Annotated in this window: 21 protein-coding genes; 7 read left to right on the forward strand and 14 right to left on the reverse strand. The window is 55.5% G+C overall.

Features of this window, described 5'->3' with window-relative positions; translation table 11 throughout:
* Positions 1-6 precede the first annotated feature (6 nt).
* From PAT9B_RS09660 to PAT9B_RS09695, 8 genes are all read right to left on the reverse strand, one after another.
* Positions 7-1,254, reverse strand: a complete 1,248-nt coding sequence (locus PAT9B_RS09660) for an FAD-binding oxidoreductase (protein ID WP_013509075.1) — start codon at positions 1,252-1,254, stop codon at positions 7-9.
* A gap of 4 nt (positions 1,255-1,258) precedes the next feature.
* Entirely contained in the window at positions 1,259-1,606 is a 348-nt protein-coding gene (locus tag PAT9B_RS09665; protein ID WP_013509076.1) for a RidA family protein, read from the reverse strand.
* Positions 1,607-1,617: 11 nt separating this feature from the next.
* The gene (locus PAT9B_RS09670; RefSeq protein WP_013509077.1) at positions 1,618-3,117 is read right to left on the reverse strand and encodes an amidase; all 1,500 of its coding nucleotides are present in this window, start codon (positions 3,115-3,117) and stop codon (positions 1,618-1,620) included.
* Between the two features lie 24 nt (positions 3,118-3,141).
* Positions 3,142-4,353 (reverse strand): MFS transporter, encoded by a 1,212-nt coding sequence (locus PAT9B_RS09675; RefSeq protein WP_013509078.1) that lies wholly within the window; start codon positions 4,351-4,353, stop codon positions 3,142-3,144.
* A 190-nt stretch (positions 4,354-4,543) separates the two neighbouring features.
* Complete coding sequence (locus PAT9B_RS09680; protein ID WP_013509079.1) at positions 4,544-5,476, reverse strand: LysR family transcriptional regulator; 933 nt, start codon at positions 5,474-5,476, stop codon at positions 4,544-4,546.
* Between the two features lie 17 nt (positions 5,477-5,493).
* Positions 5,494-6,222: an amino acid ABC transporter ATP-binding protein gene (locus PAT9B_RS09685; protein WP_013509080.1), complete on the reverse strand. Its 729-nt coding sequence runs from the start codon at positions 6,220-6,222 to the stop codon at positions 5,494-5,496.
* Positions 6,219-7,451, reverse strand: coding sequence for a M20/M25/M40 family metallo-hydrolase (locus PAT9B_RS09690; protein WP_013509081.1), 1,233 nt, complete (start codon positions 7,449-7,451; stop codon positions 6,219-6,221). Before PAT9B_RS09690 ends, PAT9B_RS09685 begins: the two co-directional genes overlap by 4 nt.
* On the reverse strand, positions 7,444-10,401 hold the full coding sequence (locus PAT9B_RS09695; protein ID WP_013509082.1) for an FAD-dependent oxidoreductase: 2,958 nt from the start codon (positions 10,399-10,401) through the stop codon (positions 7,444-7,446). Before PAT9B_RS09695 ends, PAT9B_RS09690 begins: the two co-directional genes overlap by 8 nt.
* Positions 10,402-10,489: 88 nt before the next feature.
* On the opposite strand from PAT9B_RS09695, the gene PAT9B_RS09700 reads away from it, so the two are divergent.
* The 7 genes from PAT9B_RS09700 (at position 10,490) to PAT9B_RS09730 (ending at position 16,192) form a co-directional block, all read left to right on the forward strand.
* Positions 10,490-11,386, forward strand: coding sequence for a dihydrodipicolinate synthase family protein (locus tag PAT9B_RS09700; protein ID WP_013509083.1), 897 nt, complete (start codon positions 10,490-10,492; stop codon positions 11,384-11,386).
* Positions 11,387-11,422: 36 nt separating this feature from the next.
* Entirely contained in the window at positions 11,423-12,253 is an 831-nt protein-coding gene (locus PAT9B_RS09705; RefSeq protein WP_013509084.1) for an ABC transporter substrate-binding protein, read from the forward strand.
* Positions 12,254-12,270: 17 nt separating this feature from the next.
* Positions 12,271-13,020 (forward strand): amino acid ABC transporter permease, encoded by a 750-nt coding sequence (locus tag PAT9B_RS09710; RefSeq protein ID WP_013509085.1) that lies wholly within the window; start codon positions 12,271-12,273, stop codon positions 13,018-13,020.
* Positions 13,017-14,432, forward strand: coding sequence for a dihydropyrimidinase (gene hydA / locus PAT9B_RS09715; protein ID WP_013509086.1), 1,416 nt, complete (start codon positions 13,017-13,019; stop codon positions 14,430-14,432). The genes PAT9B_RS09710 and hydA overlap by 4 nt, the downstream gene beginning before the upstream one ends.
* A gap of 45 nt (positions 14,433-14,477) precedes the next feature.
* Entirely contained in the window at positions 14,478-15,161 is a 684-nt protein-coding gene (locus tag PAT9B_RS09720; protein ID WP_013509087.1) for a GntR family transcriptional regulator, read from the forward strand.
* 180 nt (positions 15,162-15,341) lie between these two features.
* On the forward strand, positions 15,342-15,707 hold the full coding sequence (locus PAT9B_RS09725) for a cupin domain-containing protein (RefSeq protein WP_013509088.1): 366 nt from the start codon (positions 15,342-15,344) through the stop codon (positions 15,705-15,707).
* A gap of 203 nt (positions 15,708-15,910) precedes the next feature.
* Positions 15,911-16,192, forward strand: coding sequence for a hypothetical protein (locus PAT9B_RS09730; RefSeq protein WP_013509089.1), 282 nt, complete (start codon positions 15,911-15,913; stop codon positions 16,190-16,192).
* A 250-nt stretch (positions 16,193-16,442) separates the two neighbouring features.
* Here the strand turns inward: PAT9B_RS09730 and PAT9B_RS09735 are convergent, their stop codons facing one another.
* The 6 genes from PAT9B_RS09735 to PAT9B_RS09760 all read right to left on the reverse strand — a co-directional run bounded on the left by PAT9B_RS09735 (position 16,443) and on the right by PAT9B_RS09760 (position 22,217).
* Positions 16,443-17,279, reverse strand: coding sequence for a DUF1989 domain-containing protein (locus PAT9B_RS09735; protein ID WP_013509090.1), 837 nt, complete (start codon positions 17,277-17,279; stop codon positions 16,443-16,445).
* A complete protein-coding gene (locus PAT9B_RS09740) occupies positions 17,279-18,001 on the reverse strand; it encodes a GntR family transcriptional regulator (protein ID WP_013509091.1) in 723 nt (240 codons plus the stop codon). The genes PAT9B_RS09735 and PAT9B_RS09740 overlap by 1 nt, the downstream gene beginning before the upstream one ends.
* A gap of 9 nt (positions 18,002-18,010) precedes the next feature.
* Complete coding sequence (locus PAT9B_RS09745; RefSeq protein ID WP_013509092.1) at positions 18,011-19,519, reverse strand: amino acid ABC transporter permease/ATP-binding protein; 1,509 nt, start codon at positions 19,517-19,519, stop codon at positions 18,011-18,013.
* 25 nt (positions 19,520-19,544) lie between these two features.
* Positions 19,545-20,360 carry an ABC transporter substrate-binding protein gene (locus PAT9B_RS09750; protein WP_013509093.1) on the reverse strand — a complete coding sequence of 272 codons (816 nt, stop codon included), beginning with the start codon at positions 20,358-20,360 and terminating at the stop codon, positions 19,545-19,547.
* Positions 20,361-20,539: 179 nt separating this feature from the next.
* On the reverse strand, positions 20,540-21,076 hold the full coding sequence (locus PAT9B_RS09755) for an NADPH-dependent FMN reductase (protein ID WP_013509094.1): 537 nt from the start codon (positions 21,074-21,076) through the stop codon (positions 20,540-20,542).
* 16 nt (positions 21,077-21,092) lie between these two features.
* Complete coding sequence (locus tag PAT9B_RS09760) at positions 21,093-22,217, reverse strand: porin OmpC (RefSeq protein ID WP_013509095.1); 1,125 nt, start codon at positions 22,215-22,217, stop codon at positions 21,093-21,095.
* Between the last annotated feature and the right edge of the window lie 91 nt (positions 22,218-22,308).

Below are 22,308 nucleotides of genomic sequence, written 5' to 3' on the forward strand. Positions count from 1 at the left end.
GTGTGATCAAAAACGCCTTGCCGGGCTAAATGGCTCCATCGCAATGCTGCTGCGTTCGCCATGCATCATTTCTGCCAGCAACATCCCGGTAGCCGGGCCGAGGGTGAACCCCTGATGACCATGACCAAAGGCACACCACATGCCAGTCTGACCCGGCACGGCACCAATCACCGGTTTCATGTCCGGCATACAGGGACGCGCCCCTTTCCAGGGTTGTGCTTCAACCGGATCGCCCAGCGCGATCAGTTGGCGCGCCACCTGTGTGACGGCCTTGAGCTGATGGGGGGTAGCGGGCGCATCGATATGTGCCAGTTCCGCGCCGGTGGTGATACGCAGCCCACGCGCCATCGGTGCCACCAGATATCCGCGTTCTTCATCCAGCATCCAGTGACGCGGAGTGGCTCCGGCAACCGGCTGGAAGTGCTGATGGTAACCGCGCTTCACGAATAACGGGGGGCGATAGCCAAAATCGCCGGTTAACTGCGGACTCCAGGGACCGAGCGCCACCACCACCTGACGCGCTTTCACGGCTTCACCATGCTGGTTTTGTACCTGCCAGCCCCCGTCAGCGGTCGGCTGCAACGTCTGTGCATTGCCCTGATGCCAGGCGGCACCACGAGCAAATAACAAGGCCGCATAGGCTTGCACCAGCGCGCCCGGATCGCGCACCGTCAGCGGGTCGCTCCAGTAGACCGCGCCACTCAGATCAGCCCGCAGGGCGGGTTCGGTGGCACGCAATTGGGTCGCATCCAGTTTGCGATGGTTGACCCCCAGCGCCAGCAGCTTGTCAGCATCGTGAAACGCGGCATCGCGCTGTTTATCAGTGCGAAAGAGCATTAACCAGCCGCGTTCGCCCAACAAATGTCGGGCGTTTGCGGCAGCAAGCAATGCCTCATGGGTGTCGATGGATAACGCGATCAGTGAGGCGTAAGCCGCCGCAATCGGGGCATAGGCCTGGGGTGCCGAACGCGCGTAGTAGCGCAGCAGCGGCGCGGCCAGCGCCGGGATGGCGCGCGGATGATAACGCACATCAAGACGGCGATTGCCCGCCACGCTAAACAAGGTTTTGATATCACGCGGGAAGGCGTAAGGATGCACCGCTTCGCGCTGGATAATCCCCGCGTTGCCGTAAGACGTTTCTTCGCCGGGATCGCGCCGGTCCAGCAGCGCGACATCGTAGCCGCGCTGTTGCAGGTGCAGGGCACAGCTAACGCCGACCATCCCCGCGCCCAGCACTAACACATCATGGGCCATCGACTCACTCCGTTTTGGGTTTCTGCGCCACCACAGTCATTTCCAGCAGGGCTTCCTGCAACACTAACCCCGCCAGTACCGTGGTGCGCACCGGTAACGGATCGCTAAACCACTTCGCGTAAGCCAGGTTAAAGGGAGCGAACAGGTCCGCGTCGGTCAGATAAACGGTACAGGAGAAGATATCTGCCAGGGTACAGCCTTGTTCTTGCAAAGTGGCTTCGATGGTCGCCATGACGCGGTCAGTCTGGCGACTGACTTCCGCCGCCAGCGAGCCATCGGCTTCGAAACCGATCACGCCGGATAACCACACCTGGTCGCCGACCAGGCGGACTTTGGAAAAAGGTAAATTCATACGATCCTCGTTTACTGACCTAAAGGGAGATAAAAATCCGCCATGCTGGCAATAGGCGCGGCCTGCCGCAATGCAGCAATGTCCGGCACTGGCCGCGCCAGCTGGCTGGTTCGCTGAAATTTCTGTTCCAGTGCTTTTGCCACGCGCAGCACGCCGCTGTCATCACCGCGTTTGCCGATGATCTGTAAACCAAACGGCATGCCCTGTGCATCCTTGCCTAGCGGTAAGGAGAGGGAGGGCAGTCCGGCCAGCGAGGTGACATAGGCCAACGCCAGCCAGTGATAGTAGGTTCGGGTTGGCTGCCCATTGATTTCGCGCGGATACAGTTCGGTCCACGGGCGCGGACTGATGGTGACTGCCGGTGACACCATATAATCATAGTCGTGGAAAAAGGCTTCCCAACGGCGATATAGCTGGGTTTGCAGATCCAGACCATGGGCAATGTCCAGAGCACTGTAGCGCAAGCCTTCCTCAATGTTCATCCGGACATTCTCGCCCACCTGGTGAGGGTTCTGCTGATACAACTCACGGGTACCGGTGAGAAACAGCAGCGAGCGCAGCGTTTCGAACGCTTCATTTGCCCCCTGACAATCGGGTGTCGCCTGTTCGGCCCGGGCAAATAACGGGGTGATATGGGTGAGTTTTTGGCGAAAACTGTCTGCCACGCCCTGTTCGGTGGGCGCGAAGCCAAAATCGCTGCTCCAGGCGAGACGCAATGACGACAAATCGGTCGTTGGCAGCGGGAAAAACTCCTGCGGCTGGCGCAACTGACGTCCCGGCACCACGTGGGAAAGCGGATCGCGGGCGTCTGCTCCCTGCATAACGCTCAACATCAGCGCGGCATCATCCACCGTGCGCCCCATCGGCCCAAGGGTGGAGATTTGCAACCAGGCACAGCCGCGTTTTTCCGCCGGGATCAATCCCGCCGTGGGCCGGAAGCCCACCACACCATTAAACGCCGCCGGATTGCGCAGTGATCCGCCGGTATCGGAACCGGTGGCCAGCGATACCATGCCACAGGCCAGCGCAGCGGCTGAGCCGCCGGATGATCCTGCTGCCGAACGGGTGGTATCGAACGGGTTGCCGGTGGTGCCATACACCGCGTTGCGTGAGTTGCCGCCCGCACCCCATTCGGGGACGTTGGTTTTGCCCACCACATTGGCTCCGGCGGCGCGCAGCACCGCCACCAGACGTTCATCCTGTTGCGCGAGATTATGGCGTTTCGCCACGCTGCCAAAGGTGGTGGGAAGACCCGCCGCATCAATCATATCTTTGACGCCGAGCGGTAAACCGTGCAACGGGCCAAGCGGTTCGCCGCGCAGAACAGCCTTATCCTGCGCCTGCGCGTTGGCACGCGCGGCAGCAAAATCACAGGCGACCATGGCATTGATGGCCGGATTGACCTGTTCAATACGGGTGATGCAGCTTTCAAGTAACTCACTGGGGGCAATGCTTTTGTCCCCAATCAATCGACGGGCTTCGCTCGCCGGGAGGTCACATAACGTTTCCATCGTCAGTTCCTTTATATTACGCCGCTATGGAGCCGGCACGATGACTTGGGTATTGGTTTTCTCGGTACGGATTGTCAGACTCATCAGCGTTGAGAACAGCGCCGCGCCCATCAGGAACAGGAAGGCCGACCCGAAGCTGAAATGTTGCACCATCAGGCCGATCGCCAGCGGTGCGATAAATCCGGCTGCCTGGCCGCCGAAGTTGATCACCCCAATGCCCGAACCGACCATGCGCGGGGCCAGAATTTTGGTGGGCAGCGCCACAGCAATCGCCAGCACAAACGATTTAAAGAAATAGGTAAACGCCTGCGCGACGATCACCCCAGTGAGGGTTTCGGCGCGGTACATGCAGCCGATGGCAATGGCGGTAAATAATGCGCTGAACAGCAGCATCAGGTTCTCGCGGCCATTAAAGAATTTCACCATCACCCAACCGCCGATGGCGGTAGCGATGCCCGCCATCAGATAGGGGATCGGCAACAAGATACCGACGGCTTTGAGATCAAGGTGGCGTTCCGTCATCAGATAAACCGGCATCCACGAGTCGAGACCTTTATTGATCAGACTGAGGCCAAACCACACCGCCGCGATTTTCCATAACAGCGGATGCTTCATCACGCTTTTGACGTCGCTCAGGTTGATACGTTGACGTTGCTGGCTATCGCTGACCGGGGTGTTACGGACTGTCAGGCTGTATATCAGGACAAACACCAATCCCAAAATCCCAATCAGCATAAAGGTGTGACGCCAGTGGAAATGCAGCAGCAGTGGGGCAATCAACAACGGGGCGATCATACTGCCGATGTAATTTGATGAGACCAGCAGCGAGGTGATTTTGGGTTTCTGTTCCGCGTGGTAGTTTTCCGCCGCGTTCTTGATGGCGGCTGAGGGAAAGGCTCCTTCACCCAGACCAAACAGCAGGCGAATCACCAGCAGCGAGGCCAGCGACCAGGCCAGCCCGGTCAGCAGGGTGAACAATGACCAGAAGCCAATCGCCATAATCACCACCACCTTGGCACCATAACGATCGGCCAGCCAGCCGCCCGGCAGTTGCATCAACCAGAAGCCAAAATAGAACACGCTTAATACCAAACCCAACTCGGACGGGCTGAGGTGCATTTCAGCGGAGAGCGCCGGTGCGCCCATACTCAAAACAACGCGATCGATAAAAGCAATACACCAGGCGATATACAGCAAAATAACCACCCAATGCCGGTAGAACGATGAATCTCGCATGGCTGTTCCTTAATTACCGGTGAATTGAATTTCGCAACGGAAATTCATCCTGCCATGCGTTCAGGGTTATCACCATTTCAACTTTTTCACGTCAGTGATATCAAAAAGGCAAAGATAACCCATTGATAAGCTATGGTTATCCTTAAAGGTTTAACTAGCCCACTTCAGGCGCATCAGTAATAAGGTGAGGTTATGATGTGACGGCAGAAATAAACGGCGAAGCGTCCATTTCACGAATAAAATGATCGATAAACGCCGTCACCGCTTTGGGTAAACTGCGTCCCGCGAGGGTATTGAGTTCAATATTGATACCGTGCAGATCCTGGCCCACCAGCGGAACGGCACACAGATTGTGGGCACGAATATACTCACGCACGGTCATTTCAGAAGCCACCACCACGCCCTGTTCATAACGCACAAAGGCCAGCAGGGCGCTGATGGAGTTGGTGACAAACACCGGGGAGATGCTGATGCCCAGACGGCTACAACAGGCATCGAACAGGCGGCGCAACATAATCGGACGTTCCGGTAGCCCCAGCGGATAGCCGCTGAGCTGCGACAATTGCAGACCGCTGCGCTTAGCCAGCACATGATCCGGCGGCATCACCGCCACCAGCCGTGACTGCAACCGCCAGGCGACATGGATATTCTCTTCCGGGATCTGGCTGAAGGTCAGTCCGAGATCGCTTTCTCCCTCGCGCAGCCGTCGTACCACCTCTTCGGCATGGGTGACATGCAGGCGAAAGTGGATATTGGGATAGTGACGGCGAAAAGATGCGATCATCATCGGCAAAAAATCGACGCTAAAACCCGCAGAGCTGTCGATACGCACTTCACCCTTACGTAACCCGTTCAGTTCCGCCAGTTCGTGCAGCACTTTCTCACTTTCCAGCTGTGTGCGGATCGCCCACGCCGCCAGCAGTTCACCGGCGGCGGTGGGGATCATCCCTTCCTTGCGGCGTTCGAACAGGGTTTCCCCCAGTCGGTCCTCCAGTCCACTGATCTGGCGACTGATCGCTGACGCAGCGACGTTCAGTTTCTGTGCCGCCAGGCTCAGCGAGCCGCAGCGCACCACTTCAAGAAAGTACCGTACCGAGTTTTCCTGCAAGTGGCGTGCTTTCATGTTGCTCCTTGTGCTGATTAATGTTGGATGATCTGATCGAGGAAGTTCCGCGCACGCGGCGAGGCCGGTGCGGTGAAGAAGGTTTCTGCCTCGGCATCTTCAATAATTTCGCCGCCATCCATAAAGATAACGCGATCGGCAATCTTACGCGCAAACCCCAGTTCGTGGGTGACACAACACATGGTCATGCCTTCCGCTGCCAGCTCCGCCATCACCGCCAGCACTTCGGCGACCATCTCCGGGTCCAGCGCCGAGGTTGGCTCATCGAACAGCATCACTTTCGGGTTCATCGCCAGCGCGCGGGCAATCGCCACACGTTGCTGTTGCCCGCCCGAAAGCTGTGCCGGGTATTTGTGGCCATGGCGTTCCAGCCCGACGCGCTGCAATAACTCCTGCGCTTTGCTTAATGCCTCAACACGATTGCGTTTTAAAATCCGCATCTGCGGCACCAGCAAATTATCCATCACCGTCATATGCGGAAACAGCTCGAACGACTGAAACACCATACCGACCTGTTGACGTAAGGTGGTGAGATTGGTTTTTTTATCACTTAATTTCATGCCATCAACATTTATTTCGCCACGCTGAAACGGTTCCAGCGCATTGATGCATTTAATTAAAGTCGATTTGCCGGAGCCGGATGGGCCGCAAATCACCACCACTTCGCCTTTCTTAATATTCAGCGTGCAGTTTTTCAGCACCGGTAGCTGACCATAATATTTCGACAGATTATCAATGGCGATCATGCAGATTTCTCCTGCAAAAGGGTTAACAGGCTATTTGCCACAATCTGCGTGGCGCGATGTAAATCATCCAGGTGTACGCGTTCATCCGCGCGATGGCCGTTAGCCTCAAGGAAACTGCGGGGGCCGGCACCGTACATAATGGTCGGAATGCCTGCGGCACTGTACAAGCGGGCATCGGTATACAGCGGCAGGCCCACCAACGGGATCGGTTCCTGCAAGATGGCGGCGGCCTGCTGGCTGAAAATTTCCGCCAGTTCGATACTGGCGGGCGATGAGGTGAACGGACGTGCCAGTAAAATACGTTTCACATCACAGGTGATACCAGTGAGCTGCTGTTCAACCTCACGAATCAGCGCCATCAACTCCTCTTCGACCGCTTCCGGCTGTTCTTCCGGGATAATGCGGCGATCGAGACGGATCACCAGATTATCGGCCACCACGTTGGTATTGATGCCACCGGCAACCAGGCCAATCACCAGCGTGGGAGAGTCGATACCGACCACCGCAGAATGTTTCTGCGCCAGCGTATCGCGATAGTGATACAACGCGGTCATTAAGCGGTTACCGGCCTCAATGGCGTCACAGCCACTGGCCGGGAAGGCGGCATGGGCGGACTTCCCGCGCACGGCAATTTCCAGATGCAGACAACCATTGTGCGCGGTGACGACAAAGTAGCTCAGTGCCGCGCACACTGCGTAATCGGGTTTGCTGATGCCCTGATCCAGCAACCAGCCGGGTCCGGTAGCACCGCCGGTCTCTTCATCATAGGTAATATGCAATTCAACGGTGCCGTTTAACGCCGCACCGCTGTGAATCAACGCCAGCAGAGCATAGGCGTAGGTGGTGATATCCGATTTTGACACCGCCGCGCCGCGACCATACAGCCAGCCGTTTTCGATCTCGGCCCCATAAGGATCCTTGCTCCAGCCGCCGCCCGGTGGCACCACGTCACCATGAGCATTCAACGCCACCGTCGGCCCGGGACCAAAACAATGACGCACGATCAGGTTAGTGGCGCTGCGCATGCCCGCGGCCTGCACCACCTCATCCGGCACGCTATACGCCTCGACCTCCAGCCCGGCGTCACGCAGCAACTGCGCGGTCACCAGCGCATGTGGGGTGCAATCGCCCGGCGGATTATCGGAAGGCGTCTGCACCAGACGTTGTAGCATGGCGACCTGTTGGGCGAAGTGGCTTTCAATCCATGTGGCGACACGTTGTTTACTCATTGACTGCGGTCCTGTGATTATCGAAACGGGAAAGGTGGAAAGGCGACAGATCGATGTCGCTGCTGCCGCGCAAAATTAACTGCGCCAGACTGTGAGCTACCACCGGCGACAGGGTGTAACCGTTAGAGGTGACGGCGTTGTAAAAACCGGGCAGACCGGGAACGTCACCGATGATCGGGGCACCATCGATATTGATATTCATCCCAGCCCAGCTGCGCACCATGTGCAGGCCGCTCAGGGCGGGCAGCACGCGATTGGCAACCCATAAGTTGCCTTCAATACTGTCGCGTGAGGGCTGATTCAGGCGCATGGCCGGGTTAAATTGTGCGCTCCAGCCACCGCCGATTAATAAACTACCGTGGGCGGTCTGCTTCAGGCTGAGATGACGTCCGGCGTGGGCAATCAGATGATCCACCAGTGGCACGGCGCGCTCGGTGACGATCATTTGCAGCGGCGCACCTTTCACCGGCACGTTGATACCGACCATTTCACCCACTTTGGCCGCCCAGGCTCCGGCAGCGTTTATCACGCGCTGCGCTTCAATCACGCCACGACTGGTCTGCACCCGATAGCCACCGTGCGGCAGCCGTTCAATCGCCATCACATCGGTACCGCGCTGGAAGCGTGCTCCCTGAGCGCGCGCCAGTTTGTTCACCACGTAAGTGGCGCGCAGCGGGTTGATTTTGCCCTCCATCGGACAAAATTCAGCACCGATCAGCTGCGGGGACAGGTGAGGGGAAAGCCGCGCCAGTTCAGCGGCATCGAGCAGGGTAGCGTCGATGCCATAGCGGCGCTCCAGCGCGATCTTTTGCTCGAGGAAGCGCATCTCTTGCTCGGTTTCGGCCACCATCAGCCCGCCCGTAATTTTGATCTCCAGCGACTCGCCGCTTGCCGTTTCCAGTTCCTGCCAGAGCCGCACCGACAGCGGCCCGAGTGGCAGCGTTTGAGCGGCCGGGCCACCGCCTTGCTCGGCCTTGGCACCAAAATCAAATGACAGCAGTTGGACATGCAGGCTCCCCGCGTTGGCACCGGAGGCTTGTAAATTGATGTCGTCACGCTCTACTACCAGGGTATCTGCACCGCCAGCGGCAAGGTAATAGCCGAGACAGTTGCCCATCACGCCACCGCCGATCACCAGCACCTCGGTTTTTTGCAGCGCTAAAACGGCGTTTTCGACCGGGCGCGCCAGGTTCGGGGTAATGGCCGGTTTGTGTCCGCCCCATTCCTGTTTCTCAAAGGTCAGGGCAGCAATGGGCACCGGTCGTACCGGGAAGCGTGGGGCATAGAATCCAGCGGTATGCTGGTGACGGCCCGTCATTTCGCTGACTAACTGCGCCACCATCCCGGCACAGGTCCGCCCCTGGCATAACCCCATCCCGGCACGCAGGTTCCGTTTCAGCGCCGCCGGAGTATCGATGCCCTGGCGGATAGCACTGCGCAAGCTGCCGAGGGTGATGTTTTCACAACGGCAAATTACCGTGTCATCCGGCTGCGTTTGCAGACTGACCGGGGGGGCCTGATAAACCTGCCACAGCGCTTGTTGGAATGATGTCGCTCGGGCAAGTTGCTTTTTTAACTGACGGATATCGCTGTCGCTGACCGTTTTCCCCAGCGCGCTGAGGGCGCGGTAACCAGCCAATTGACCGCGCGTCTGGGCAATCTGCGAACCACCCAGCCGTGCACCATCGCCCACCACGTACACGCCTGGCAGGCTGGTTGCACCGTCTTCATCGGTTTTGATCAGCGGCGTACTGAAAGGCGTGGTGGCGAGTTGCAGCTCACACCCCAGGGAGCGCGCTAAATCGGTGGCGGGGATAAAACCGTGCCCCAGGCAGAGCACATCGCATGGGATCTCGCGACTGGAGCCGGGAATGCGTTGCCCGGCTGCATCCACCTGCATCACGGTGATGCGTTCGAGGCGTTCCTGCCCGTGAGCAGCGATCACTTCATAGCCCCAACTGACCGGCACACGGTTTTTCTTCAGGACAGCAAGGTAGTGCTGGCCCTTCAGCAATAACTCGGGGGCCAGTTTGCTCATGGTCAGGATTTGGCGTAACAAGCGAATACCGGGTTTCGCGGCGCGTTCCAGCACCTCAACCACCTTACCCTCGCTGGCAACCAGCTCGGCGGCAAATTGTAAATTGAGCGGCCCGTTGCCACTCACCACCACGTTTTCGCCCGGGATCACCCGATAGGCTTTTGCCAGCGTTTGGCCTGCGCCGGTGGTCATCACGCCGGGCAAGGTCCAGCCGGGAAAAGGGACCGGACGCTCATAGGCACCGGTGGCGATGATCAGTTGTTTAGGACGAATTAATAACGACTGGTCGCGCCAGATCACCCCGATTTCCTGCGCGGAGAAGGCGGCCCACACCGTGGCCTGTTGCAGAATCTCCACCCCGGCGGCCTGCGTCGCGATGAGCAACTTCTCGCCATCGCGCCACTGCTGCGGCGCTTTGCCATGCAAGGTATGGGAGGGTGCCAGCGGTTTAAAAAACTGGCCGCCACTTTGCGGGCGTTCATCAATCACCAGCACCGTTGCGCCTGCGCTGGCGGCGATGCGTGCGGCGGAGAGTCCGGCAGGTCCGGCCCCCAACACCAGGAGATCACACTCGCGCGTTTCCGGGGCGATGTTGTGCGGTGGCGGCGCTAATGATGCTGAAGGGGGCTGAGTGGCGCGTTGGCTCTGCACCTGCATACCGTCCTGCACCAGCGTCATGCAGCTACGTTGTGATGCTTTGCCATCCACCTGCACCACGCATTCGTAGCACGCACCCATGCCACACCATAAGCCGCGTTTTACGCCCGGTGTCTCCTCGCGGATCGCCACAATATTTTGCCGCGCAAGGGCGGCAGCAATGGTTTCGTCAGGCAGTGCCGGTACGGCTTTGCCATCGAACCAGATGGTCAGGCTGTCGCCCGCAGGGGTGATATTTGGTGATTTGAGTTCCATAACGCTTGTGATCCAGCAACGCTTGTGTATACAGTATGTATACGGTATACAAACGGTATGCATCAAGTATTTTCTTAAGGAACTCAATATGGCAGCGTTTCGCGGTACTTATACGGTGTTGATTACCCCTTTCACTCAGGATGGTTTAGCAATTGACGTGCCAGCCCTGGAAAAATTAGTCGACTGGCAAATTGAACAGGGAATTCATGGGCTTATCCCGCTGGGTAGTACCGGTGAATTTTTATCCATGACGCGTGAAGAGCGACAACTGGTCACCGAAACGGTGATTCGCACCGCAAGAGGGCGTGTCCCGGTGCTGATGGGAACCGGTGCGGAATGGACGCCGGAATGTGTTGAGTTAAGTAAAGAAGCCGAAGCGATGGGCGCGGATGGCGTGATGATCATCCCTCCGTTTTACAGCTGCCCGAATGAAGACGAGTTGTTTGCCCATTATCGTGCCGTCGGTGAGGCTATCTCGATTCCGATCATGATTTACAACAACCCGGCCACCGCCAACGTCGACCTGCTGCCGAAAACTGTGGCGCGTTTATCGCAGATCGACACCGTTAGCTATATCAAGGAGTCCACCCTTGAGGTAACCCGCGTGCGCGACATCATCGAGCTGTGCGGCGACCGTATGAACGTGTTTGCTGGCATTCTCGGTTACGAATCCTTCTGGCTGGGTGCCTGCGGCTGGGTGGCGGTGGCTTCAAACCTGTTACCGGCGCAATGCGCGCAAATGTTTGAAGCCGCATCCGATCGCCTCGACCGCAATGAAGCGCTGGCGCTGTATCACAAAATCTTACCCGTGGTGCGTGCCGTTGGCGGGCCACATTACGTCGCGGCCAGCAAAGCGGGTCTGGCGATGATGGGCCTGGAGGTGGGCATCCCCCGCGCGCCGCGCCTGCCGCTCGCCAGTGATTTAGAGCAAGTGCTGCGTCATGAATTAGAAAAACTCAACGTGCTGAACAGCTTCAAGCACTGATAACCGGCCTGATCTTTATTTATTCGGAGAATGTAAATGAACGCGAAATTAACCTTGATAGCGGCTGCGTCTCTTCTGACCGGTAGCCTGTTGGCACAGACCAGCTTTGCCGCCTGTACCCCGGTGCAAGGCGCAACGCTGGTGACGGCAGGTGAGTTAAAAATGTCTACCAACCCGACACTGCCACCGCTGCAATATGTTGACGGTGAAGGGCAATTAAAAGGGATGCGTATCGAGTTGGGCGAAGAAATTGCCAAACGCCTGTGCCTGAAACCTGACTATACCCGCATCGAATTCTCCGCGATGGTGCCCGGTCTGCAAGGTGGCCGCTGGGACATGATCAACACCGGCATTTTCTTCACCCCGGCGCGCGCCAAAATGATGTACATGATCCCGTATGAAAGCCAGGCCATCAGCGTCTCTGTCGTCCCTTCCGACAGCGGCAAGATTCAGAAAGTCGAGGATCTGGCGGGCAAAAGTATTGGGGTGGAAATCGGCGGTTTTGAAGAGACCACCATCCGTAAGATCAGCAAAGAGCTGGAGGCCAAAGGCCTCAAACCGGTTGATATCCATACCTTTGATAACTTCACCGTCGCCTTCCAGGCTTTACGTGCACAGCAGGTGAGTGCGGTGATCAGTATTGATGCGGTCGCAGCAGATTATCAGCACAAAGGGATGTTTAAACAGGTGATTTCTGGCCTTGAACCGACGCCGGTGGCGATTGCCTTTAAAGATGCTCATCTGGCTGATGCCACTGCCAAAGTGCTGAACCAGATGAACGCCGATGGCAGTTTGCCTGCGCTGTTCAATAAGTATGGCGCGAAGATGATCACCGGAACCTTTAGTGTTCAGGGTCCCAACTCTTAAGTAAAGGAAATTTCATTATGATTCAGGGCTGGAGCTGGGAAGGGTACTTCCATTATCTCACCAACTATTTCATTTTTATGGGGGCGGTGAATACCGTCCTGTTAACCCTGGCGGGTATGGCTGGCGGGCTGGTACTGGGAATCTTACTGGCCTTTGCCCGGCTCTCGCCCTGGTCCTGGATTAATCAGATCGCACGGGCTTATATCTGGGTTTTTCGCGGCACGCCATTACTGGTGCAGTTGATTATCATCTATACCGGCCTGCCACAAATCGGCATCCGCTTTACCGTAATTGAAGCGGTGGTGATGGGGTTGGTGCTGAATGAGGCCGCCTATCTGGCAGAAATCATTCGCGGTGGCGTGCAGGCGTTGCCGAAAGGGCAAATCAATGCTGCCAAAGCGCTCGGCTTCAATCATCTCAATGTGGCGCGTTATGTGATTTTCCCGCAAACCATGCGTTTAATCCTGCCGTCACTGGGCAATAGCTTTAACGGATTATTGAAAACCACCTCGATTGCCTCGGTGATTTCGGTCGAGGAGTTATTACGCCGCACGCAGATCCTGATGCAGGAACAGTTCATGGTACTGGAGCTGTTTATGGTGGCCGCCACTTATTACCTGCTGCTCACTACGCTGTGGGACTTTATTCAGCGCAAGATCGAGCGTCATTACGCCAAAGCCTACCAGAGTGCCACACACACCAGCGAACCGGCGCAGCCGAGCTTTAAAGAAGTGTCCAGCGCGTATACCAGGGAGACGCAGCCATGAAATCCTATGATTTAATTGTGAAAAATGCCGACATCGTGACGGCATCTGAGCGCTATCGTGGTGATATTGGTATTAATAATGGCCGCATCAGTGTGATTGCTGCCGAGCTGGATGCGGCGCTGGCGCAGCAGGTGATCGATGCAGAGGGCCGTATGGTGACGCCGGGAGGGGTCGATGCCCATTGCCATCTCGATCAACCCTCGACCGATGGCTCGGTAGGCGCGGATGACTTTATCAGTGGCACCCGGTCGGCTGCCTGTGGTGGCACCACCACCGTCATTCCGTTTGCCATGCAATTTAAGGGGCAGAGCCTGAAGGAGGCGATCGCCGCTTACCATCAGCGCGCCGAGGGCAAAGCCTGTATCGACTACGCGTTTCACGTCATTATTACCGATGCCAGCCAGGCGGTGATTGACGAGATCCCCGAGGTGATTCAGCAGGGTTATACCTCGTTTAAGATCTACATGACTTACGATGCGTTAAAATTGACCGATCATCACATCCTCAATGTGCTGGAAGCCGCACGTGAGGCGGGTGCGATATCCATGATTCACGCCGAGAATGATGATTGCATCAGTTGGCTGACCGAACGGCTGAAAAAGCAGGGTAAAACCGCTCCGCGCTATCACGCCTTGGCACATTCACCGATTGGTGAGCGCGAAGCCACGCATCGCGCGATTTCGCTGGCAGAGTTGGTTGATGTGCCGATCTTGTTGGTACATGTCTCCAGCCGCGCCGCCATTGAACAGATTTATTGGGCGCGCGGGCAGGGGATCAATATTTTCTCCGAAACCTGTCCGCAGTATCTGTTTCTCACCGCCGAAGACTTGGGTATTGATGACAGTTTCCATGGCGCGAAATGTATTTGCAGCCCGCCGCCGCGTGATACCGATAGCCAGAATGCCGTGTGGAATGCCTTAGCCAATGGCACCTTTACCATTTTTTCCTCGGATCATTGTCCGTTTAATTTTGATGATCCGCGCGGCAAGAAACTGCACGGCGACAATGCCTCTTTCGACCTGGTGCCGAACGGCATTGCCGGGCTGGAAACGCGTTTGCCGCTGTTGATGAGTGAAGGGGTACTGCAAAATCGCATCTCGCCGCAGCGTTTTGTTGATTTGACGGCCACCGCCCCGGCAAAACTCTACGGTCTTTATCCGCAGAAAGGTAGCATTGCTCCTGGTTCCGATGCGGATCTGGTGATTTGGGATACCGATCTCGATAAAACCATTACTCACAGCGAGTTGCACACCAATGCCGATCATACCCCGTATGAGGGCAAACGGGTGCAGGCGTGGCCCGCCATCACGCTTTCGCGCGGGGAAACAGTCTGGTCTGACGGCGAGTATCAGGGCCGTACCGGCAGCGGGACGTTTCTGCCCTGTGCTGTGCCTTTCCCTGCGAGAGGATAATCCGGTAAACTCACAACCAATTTTACTCCTGGGAACCGCGTGAAGATGACTGACTATCAGGATCACACTCTTGCTGCGATTATGGCTGCGAAGCCGTTGTATATGAAATCAGCCAGTCTGTCTGAACAGGTCTATGCATTGCTGAAAGAGCTAATTCTTGAGCGCAAGATCCCCGGCAGCAGTGAAATGCTGGAGTCGCGCCTGGCGGAAGAGTTACAGGTATCGCGCACGCCAATGCGCGAGGCACTGGTGCGACTGGCCGGTGAAAATCTGCTGGAAAGGCGGGGTGCCCGTTCCTACACCGTGCGCACCATCGATATCAAAGAGTACCTGGATACCATGGCACTGCGTGAGGTGTTGGAGGTGGAAGCGGTGGGTAAAGCGCTGGATAAAATCGGTGCTGCAACCCTCGATAGCCTGATTAAAGAGTTGCAGGAACTGATTGCCAGCGAAACCGAACAGGAACATCTTTATTGGCGCTTCGATGAAAAGCTGCATAACACCATCGCCGAAGCCAGCGGTAACTTGGTGTTGGCACAGGTTCTGAAGGGGCTGCGTGTTAATGTTCGTCTGTTTCGCCTGCACAGCCCACTGCACCGACAGCAGGAGAATCATGCCGAGCATCTTGATCTGCTGAATGCCATGCGTGAAGGCGACCGGGAAAAAAGCCTCGCCTCGATTCGTAAGCACATCATCAACTTACGTACTGATGTGATCTCTTCGCTGTAACTACAGGAACAAGCCATCGCCAGGCGGCAATGGCTTGTTTATCAGACAACAGTTTCTGCTAAACCTGCGCGAAAATACCGCTAAAAGTTTCTTCTGACGCGTTAAAACTCACCTCAACGATCTGACGTATTGCTTATGCTGGATGGAGCCTAACAATATGAAAGCGAGGTGGTTTTTAACATGAAAGTGCAAAAATTAGCGCAACCGGCATCGATTAAATCGTTAGAAGATTGGGGCAGCGTTGCAGGGGTACCTGGCACCGATGCTATTCAACTCTCCGGCTTGCAGACGGTGATTCCCGGCAAGGAAGATATCGACAGCGGTATCTTTGCCTGCACCGCTGGCAGTTATCGTCGTGGCGTGAAACAGGCGGAAATTATGCATTTCCTCGAAGGTATTGGCAGCTTCACGCCTGATGGCGAAGCCACCTTAACCTTTAAACCGGGTGATACTTTTTTTTTCGCCGCCAATACCCAGGGGACTTGGGTGATGGACACACCAATGCGGAAGTTGTACGTCATTTTTGATGCAACGGCAGAATCATAACGATGTATCGTCATGCCGTTAAAACACAGACGTCGCTACGTGAATTCTGCGAGACGCGCGGGGGGAATGGCGGTGAGTTTTCACGTAGCGGCGGCGGATAACAACGTGCTAAAGCACGCGGGTTGGGATGGGGAGTAGGGGGAGTTTATTGCCTAATGCCGCTAGCAGCACGGTTGTTGATCAGAAATAGCTGGAGTTTGAGCATGAAGATGGTTGCTTTTAGAAATGAATTTGCTCCACTACTTGATAACTATGAACTTCAGTATAGTTCTTTCAGCAATGGCGATCTTGGAGATCTTGAGCGTGTTGAATTTGAAGGGAAGAACAAAATTGGAACTATAGATTTTTGGTCATCAGGCTGGTTGGGAATCGAACTTTTTGACCTAAAATTGAACGATCAAACAATGAATCTATTGCTGCAGCCAGATGATGAGTCTCAAAAGCGTGATGCTTTGAACTTATTGATGCAAACATTGTTAGGTTAACAAATCAGCAGAAGTGTTGAGAACTTGCGGCGAGTAGCGGCGCGATTTATCGCGCAGGTTTCTCAGCACCGGCGTCAGAACCGCGCGATAAATCGCGCCGCTACCGGAGGGGATGGTATTGTGGGGTTAGCCGGGCATGTTATTTAACATAATATACATTATGCGCCATCAATCGTATTTTATCATCGGGCCAGAAATCTGAGTTATGTTAAAGAACCAGCTTCAAGCGCTGGTTCTTCTTCCGGGACAATTACCAACTCACCGGCTTCAATTGCATCCCATGATTGCCACGGTAATCCGGTGACACTGACGGTGTCCAGTTTGCCAGTAACTCTGCCTGCGGTTTATAGATTTCCACGCCCAACGGACGGCAAACCTTCAGCGTGTCCTCTGCTTCATCGCCCCACATGGGTAACGACAGATCGCCTCCCGGACAGGTTGACAGCGCGCACAGCAAATCAATCTCAGCGAAGAACTCAAGGTAATCACCTTTTTTCGCCGGACAGGCTTTCATAAAATACTGGTCATCATCATTCAGGCCGGTGCATTGGAAAACGTTCATCACATCGTGAACATCAAACTCCGTTAGCCCCCACGGCTGCACCGCACGCACCAGATTGGAATGGCAATGGAAATCAAAATCTTCGCCAGTTAGCAGCTTGTTCACATACGGATCGCAGCGTGTTCCCAGCAGATCGTGCACGCGCCCACCATCGCTATCGATACCGTAATCGGCCAGCGAATCTGCGGTAATGGTTGCCATAGGACGAATAAACGGCAAATTGGACCACAGGCGATCATAGGTCGATAGATGTGCACGTTGCAGCTGACGGGTGCGGGAAACCCACATTCTTTCGCGCGGATCGCGGCGGTTCCAGATGTTCAAATCCCCTACCTGCGGGCCTTCCGGCGTGGTGATACGGAACAGATGTCCGGCCGGGACTTCCCAGGCAAAACCGGTGCGGATGGGGATCAGGTGGGATGCCGTCAACTCGCGTGGCCCTTCGGCCAACGCCTGATAGAAAGTGCGATCAACATCCAACGCAGAGCCGGATGTGCTCTGATAAGCAGCAGGATAATTCGACATCAGTATGATTCTCCATAAGAAATAGGATGACTAAAGGCGGCGGTCAGTTGCCGCTCCGAGTAATCGAGGTAATCAATCAGCGCACCACATGCCGCTTCAGTTTGTTGCTGGTTCAGCAAGGCGAGGATTTCGCGATCGCGCGCTATCCACGGCAGCTGAAAATCACGCTCCCCGGCACCGCTGCAAAACAGCAGACGTAACTGCGCCAGTAGCACGCTAAAGAAATCATTAAACCGGGCGCAGCCCAGCATCTGCACGATGCTCTGATGAAAACGCAGGCTATGCGTACCCACGCTCCGCCACGCCTCATTTGCTGCCGCTTGCGCGGCGTTATCCAGATGTTGCGCCATACGTGCCAGATGAAAATCGCTGATCGGGCTATTAACCGTCAGCGCCAGCACTTCCAGGTGGCGACGCGCTTTGAAGATGTCCCGTACATCGCGTTTATCGAGCTGACGCACAAACACCCCGCGATTCTGGTGATAATTCACCAGCCCTTCACCGTGTAAAAAACGCAGTGCTTCGCGTAGCGTGTTACGTGAGCTATCACATAACGCCGCCAGTTCGATCTCCGCCAAGGCTTGTCCGGCGACCAGGTTGCCGCTGATAATATTTTCGCGCAGCAAAATCGAGATCCGCTCAAATGCAGGCAAGCCGGATAAATCAAGATGTTCAGGAATTTCAATCGTTAAGGTGCGATTTTCTCCTGCGGAACCTTTCATGCGTTTCCCTCAGGCCGTGGCCATATCGTCAATAAAGCGGAAAATTCGGTGATCGCGCATTTGGCGAATTTCAGCCGGTGAGGCATCAATTTCAATGCGCCCTTGCTCCATAAACACCACACGATCGGAAATGGCAAAAGCAAACTTCATCTCGTGGGTGACGATCAGCATGGTAATCCCCTCCTCTGCCAGCTTTTCAATCACCTGCAACACTTCACTGACACGCTCAGGGTCCAGTGCGGAAGTGGGTTCATCAAATAACACCACCGCCGGTTTCATCACCAGGGTACGGGCAATCGCGACCCGCTGTTGCTGTCCGCCGGATAGCTGATGCGGATACTTGGTGGCATGTTCGAGCATGCCGACTTTATCCAGCATCGCCAGGCTGCGTTGATACAGATCCGCCCGGCTATCGAGATTGTGCAGACGCGGAGCTAACAGCAGGTTCTCTAACACCGTTTTGTGCGGGAACAGATTAAAGCCTTGAAAGACCATACCCAGCCGGGTGATCTGTGCCCGATAAGGCAACGCATTCTCACGTTGCCCGGCGCGGATAAATTCCTGACCAAGGAGTTCAACGCTGCCCTGATCCATCTTCTCCAGGCCATTGACCATGCGGATCAGCGTGGTTTTGCCTGAGCCGGAAGGGCCAATAATCGAGATCACTTCACCGGGTTGGACGCTGAGATTGATATCGCGTAGCACCGGCTTACCATCAAAGGCTTTGCTCAGGCCAGTCAATTGCAGAATGGGTTTGGCGGACGCGCTATGGCTTTTACGTGTCTGCGTCAACGGCGGCGGTAAACTGGCCCGCGCCTGGTCAGCATCGAAAGGTGTCGGCGTGCGATTTTGCACATCCCAGCGCCGTTCCAGCCAGCCAAAAAGACGTTCAAACAGGGTGACAATCAGCACGTAGTAACAGGCCACCGCCAGCAGGGTTTCCATCACCTTGAAGTTGTCGGTGTACAGACGCTCGCCCACCATCAGAATTTCCGACAGCGAGATCACCGACACCAGCGAGGTCATTTTCACGATGGTGATAAACTCATTCACCAGCGTGGGCAGTGAGATGCGCAATGCCTGTGGGATGATGATGCTCAAGCGAATCTGGGCAGTGTTGAGTCCTAACGCCCTGCCTGCTTCAAACTGTCCACGCTGCACCGATAGCAAGCCGCCACGGTGAATCTCGGCAATATAGGCGGTTTCACTGATGATGAGCGCCAGCAGACCGGCGGCGAACGGATTGGAAAGCATGCCGCTGGTCGCCGGGAAAATTTGTGGCAGGTTAAAGATAAAAATCAGCAGCACCAGTAGCGGCAAACTGCGAAACAGCCAGATATAGCAGGTCGCCGCGTTGCGCAGCACCGCATTACGCGACTGTTTAGCCAGCGCTACGCCCAGGCCCAGTACGATTCCGCCTAACCAGGTCAGCACACTGAGTTGTACCACCAGCCAACTGGCCCGCCAGAAGTCTGCGTAGTGAAATAAACTTATCAGGTAAGGCCAGTCAAATTGCATGCTTTTCCTCCCGTGCTAACCCGTGTTACAGCGTGCCTGCCAATGCTTTGGCACTTTCTTCGGCATCCGGCATTTGCAGGTTGTATTTTTGCAACAGCGCCTGGTAACTGCCGTCACTCACCTTCTGCGCAAATGAGGCTTTCAGTTCACTTAACAGCTGCGGATTGTCTTTATTTACCGCCAAGCCGACCACTACCGGATAAATCATCTGATGCGAAGAGATTTTCAAACGTTGTCCGGTTTTCTCGACGGTGGCTTTGGCTACCGCAGCATCTTCGTATTGCACATCCACAGCCGCAGACAACAGCGCCTGAGTGGCTTCCGGCGAGGTTGGGAATTCACGTACAGAGATCGCGCCCAATCCTTTCGGCTGGCAGTAATCGACAGACACCTTATTTAAGCGGGCGATCCACGCTCCCCCTTTAATCGATGCCACCCGCTTGCCGCACAGGTCTTCCGGTGTTTGTGGGGCAAAGCTGGCGCTGGCGGTCACCAGCAACGAGCCACCGGTTTTCATATAAGGCAGGAAATCCACCTGCTGCGCGCGCTCTGGCGTGACATAAAGTGTGGAAGCGACCACGTCAAATTTGTTGCTTTTCAGTCCCAGAATCAGGCTGGCAAAACGGGTGTCCTTCACCACCGGCTTGAGCTTCATGGATGAGGCGATCAGGTCAATAAACTCGGCGTCAAAGCCTGCAGGTTTATCCTGTTTGAGAAAGTTGTACGGCGGATAGGTCAGATCAGAGCCAATGGTCAGGCTGCCTGGCACAAGGGTGGCGGCCTGGGCCACGCTGAAAAACACAGGTGCGGCAAGACAGGCCATGCGTAACATCGTTTTCATAGTGGAGCCTCTGGTGTTGTTTGTTCAACAATGTATAAGCACTAAACGTGCCAATTTTATAACGTCTGATTTTTCGTGTTAAAAAGAGACGACAGTGTTGAACAGCGGAGGCGAGATTGAACCAATATGGGGCAGGAAATCCCGGGTTATGCACCAACATAACCCGGAACAGAGGAAGATCAGTGTCCGACAAACTCGGTAAAGGCCACCAGTTGGCGCGATAAAAAGCGTTTGGTGTCTTCATCCACCAGCACACCGTCGATCACCTTATGACCCACATCACCGATCATGGCTTCAGGTTTGTTCAATACCCTGGCATCGAAATAGCCGAGAATTTGTCGCAGATGGATCTGCGCGCGTACCCCGCCTAATTTGCCCGGCGAAGCAGACTGAATCAGCACCGGTTTCCCGGCGAGTGGTTGGGGATTAACCCGTGACAGCCAGTCGAGCGCGTTTTTCAGCAAGCCCGGTATCGAGTGGTTGTATTCCGGCGTGATGATCACCAAACCATCGGCCTGCTTGATCTGTTCAGCCATGGCAACCACCGCCGTCGGGAAACCGGCCAGTTCGGTGTCCATGCTGTAATGCGGGAATTCGCCTGGCGATCCCAGCGCTTCAAATACCACCCCTTCAGGGGCCAGTTCCGGCAAGGTGCTGGCAATGGCGGCATTCACCGAACCGCTACGCAGGCTGCAAGTCAATGTGACAAGTTTCATCATTCTCTCCTTAAGGTTAAAACTGATAGACCAGGCCGACAGCGAGGACATCGTCCGTCGAGACCCCCGCGGCGCGCGTGAAATCGCTGCTATCAATCAGGTTCAGCTTGTAGTCGACATAGGCGAGCATATTTTGATTGAACAGCCAGGAGGTACCGAAATCGATAAACCGCACCAGATCCTGATTGCCATACATCTTGCCATTGCCCGCCTGGCCGAGATCGCTGGCGCGTGCCTGGTTATAGGCAATAAAAGGCACCAGGCCAGAATCAAAGGTGTATTGCGCAAACACTTCGAAGATTTGTGACTGGTTGGCATAGCCATAAATGTCAGAACCGCTGCGCGATCCGAAGCGTGAGGCGTTATACGCCTGGGTGTACATGGTGGCGACATACAGGCCATGCGCATCATATTTCAGTGCGGCCGAGTAAGCCTCGGCATGTGCGCCCCGCCCCATAATCCCGCTGGAATTGCTGTTTTGTTCGCTGGTACGGTCAGAATGGGTGAAAGCACCGACCGCTTTAAAACCATCACCAAACGCCCAGGCCACCGACATGCCGTAGCCGTCGCCATTCTGACGCAGCACATCACGCGCACCGGGTTCTCCGCCGCCATCATTTTTCCCCTGATATTGCAGGGTAAAATCCAGTCCCTCAACGGCACCAAAGAAACCGCTATTACGGTAGGTCGCCAAACTATTGCCACGGCGGAACATAAATTGATCGGTATTGTAAGTCAGGGCATCAAACTCAGGCTGCATGTCGGTCAGGCTGAGTGCGTCGTATAACACGCCGACGTTGCGCCCATAGTCAAAGGAGCCATATTTACCGGCTTTAAGCCCGGCGAATCCCAGGCGGGTGAACATCGAATCGCTTTCACTTTCAGCCTGATTGGTGTTGAACTGGCTCTGCCATTGTCCGTAGCCGATAAGCTGGTCAGTAATTTGCGTCTGACCTTTGAAGCCCACGCGCATATACGACTGGTCCCCATCCTGACTTTTATCATCACTGAAATAATGCAAGCCGGAAACGAGGCCATATAAGTCTAATTTGTTGCCGTCTTTATTATAAATTTCAGCCCCGGATGCGTGGCTGCCAATGAAAACCCACGGTGCCAATAGCGCCAATCTTCTGATGTTCATTTATCCCCCTTGAGAAGAGGATCAATTATCCGAGGGGGTGGGGAAAAAAGTAAGTTATACAGAGGGATAGTTATACGAAGATATAATTGAT

Source organism: Pantoea sp. At-9b, assembly GCF_000175935.2.
GTDB lineage: Bacteria > Pseudomonadota > Gammaproteobacteria > Enterobacterales > Enterobacteriaceae > Pantoea.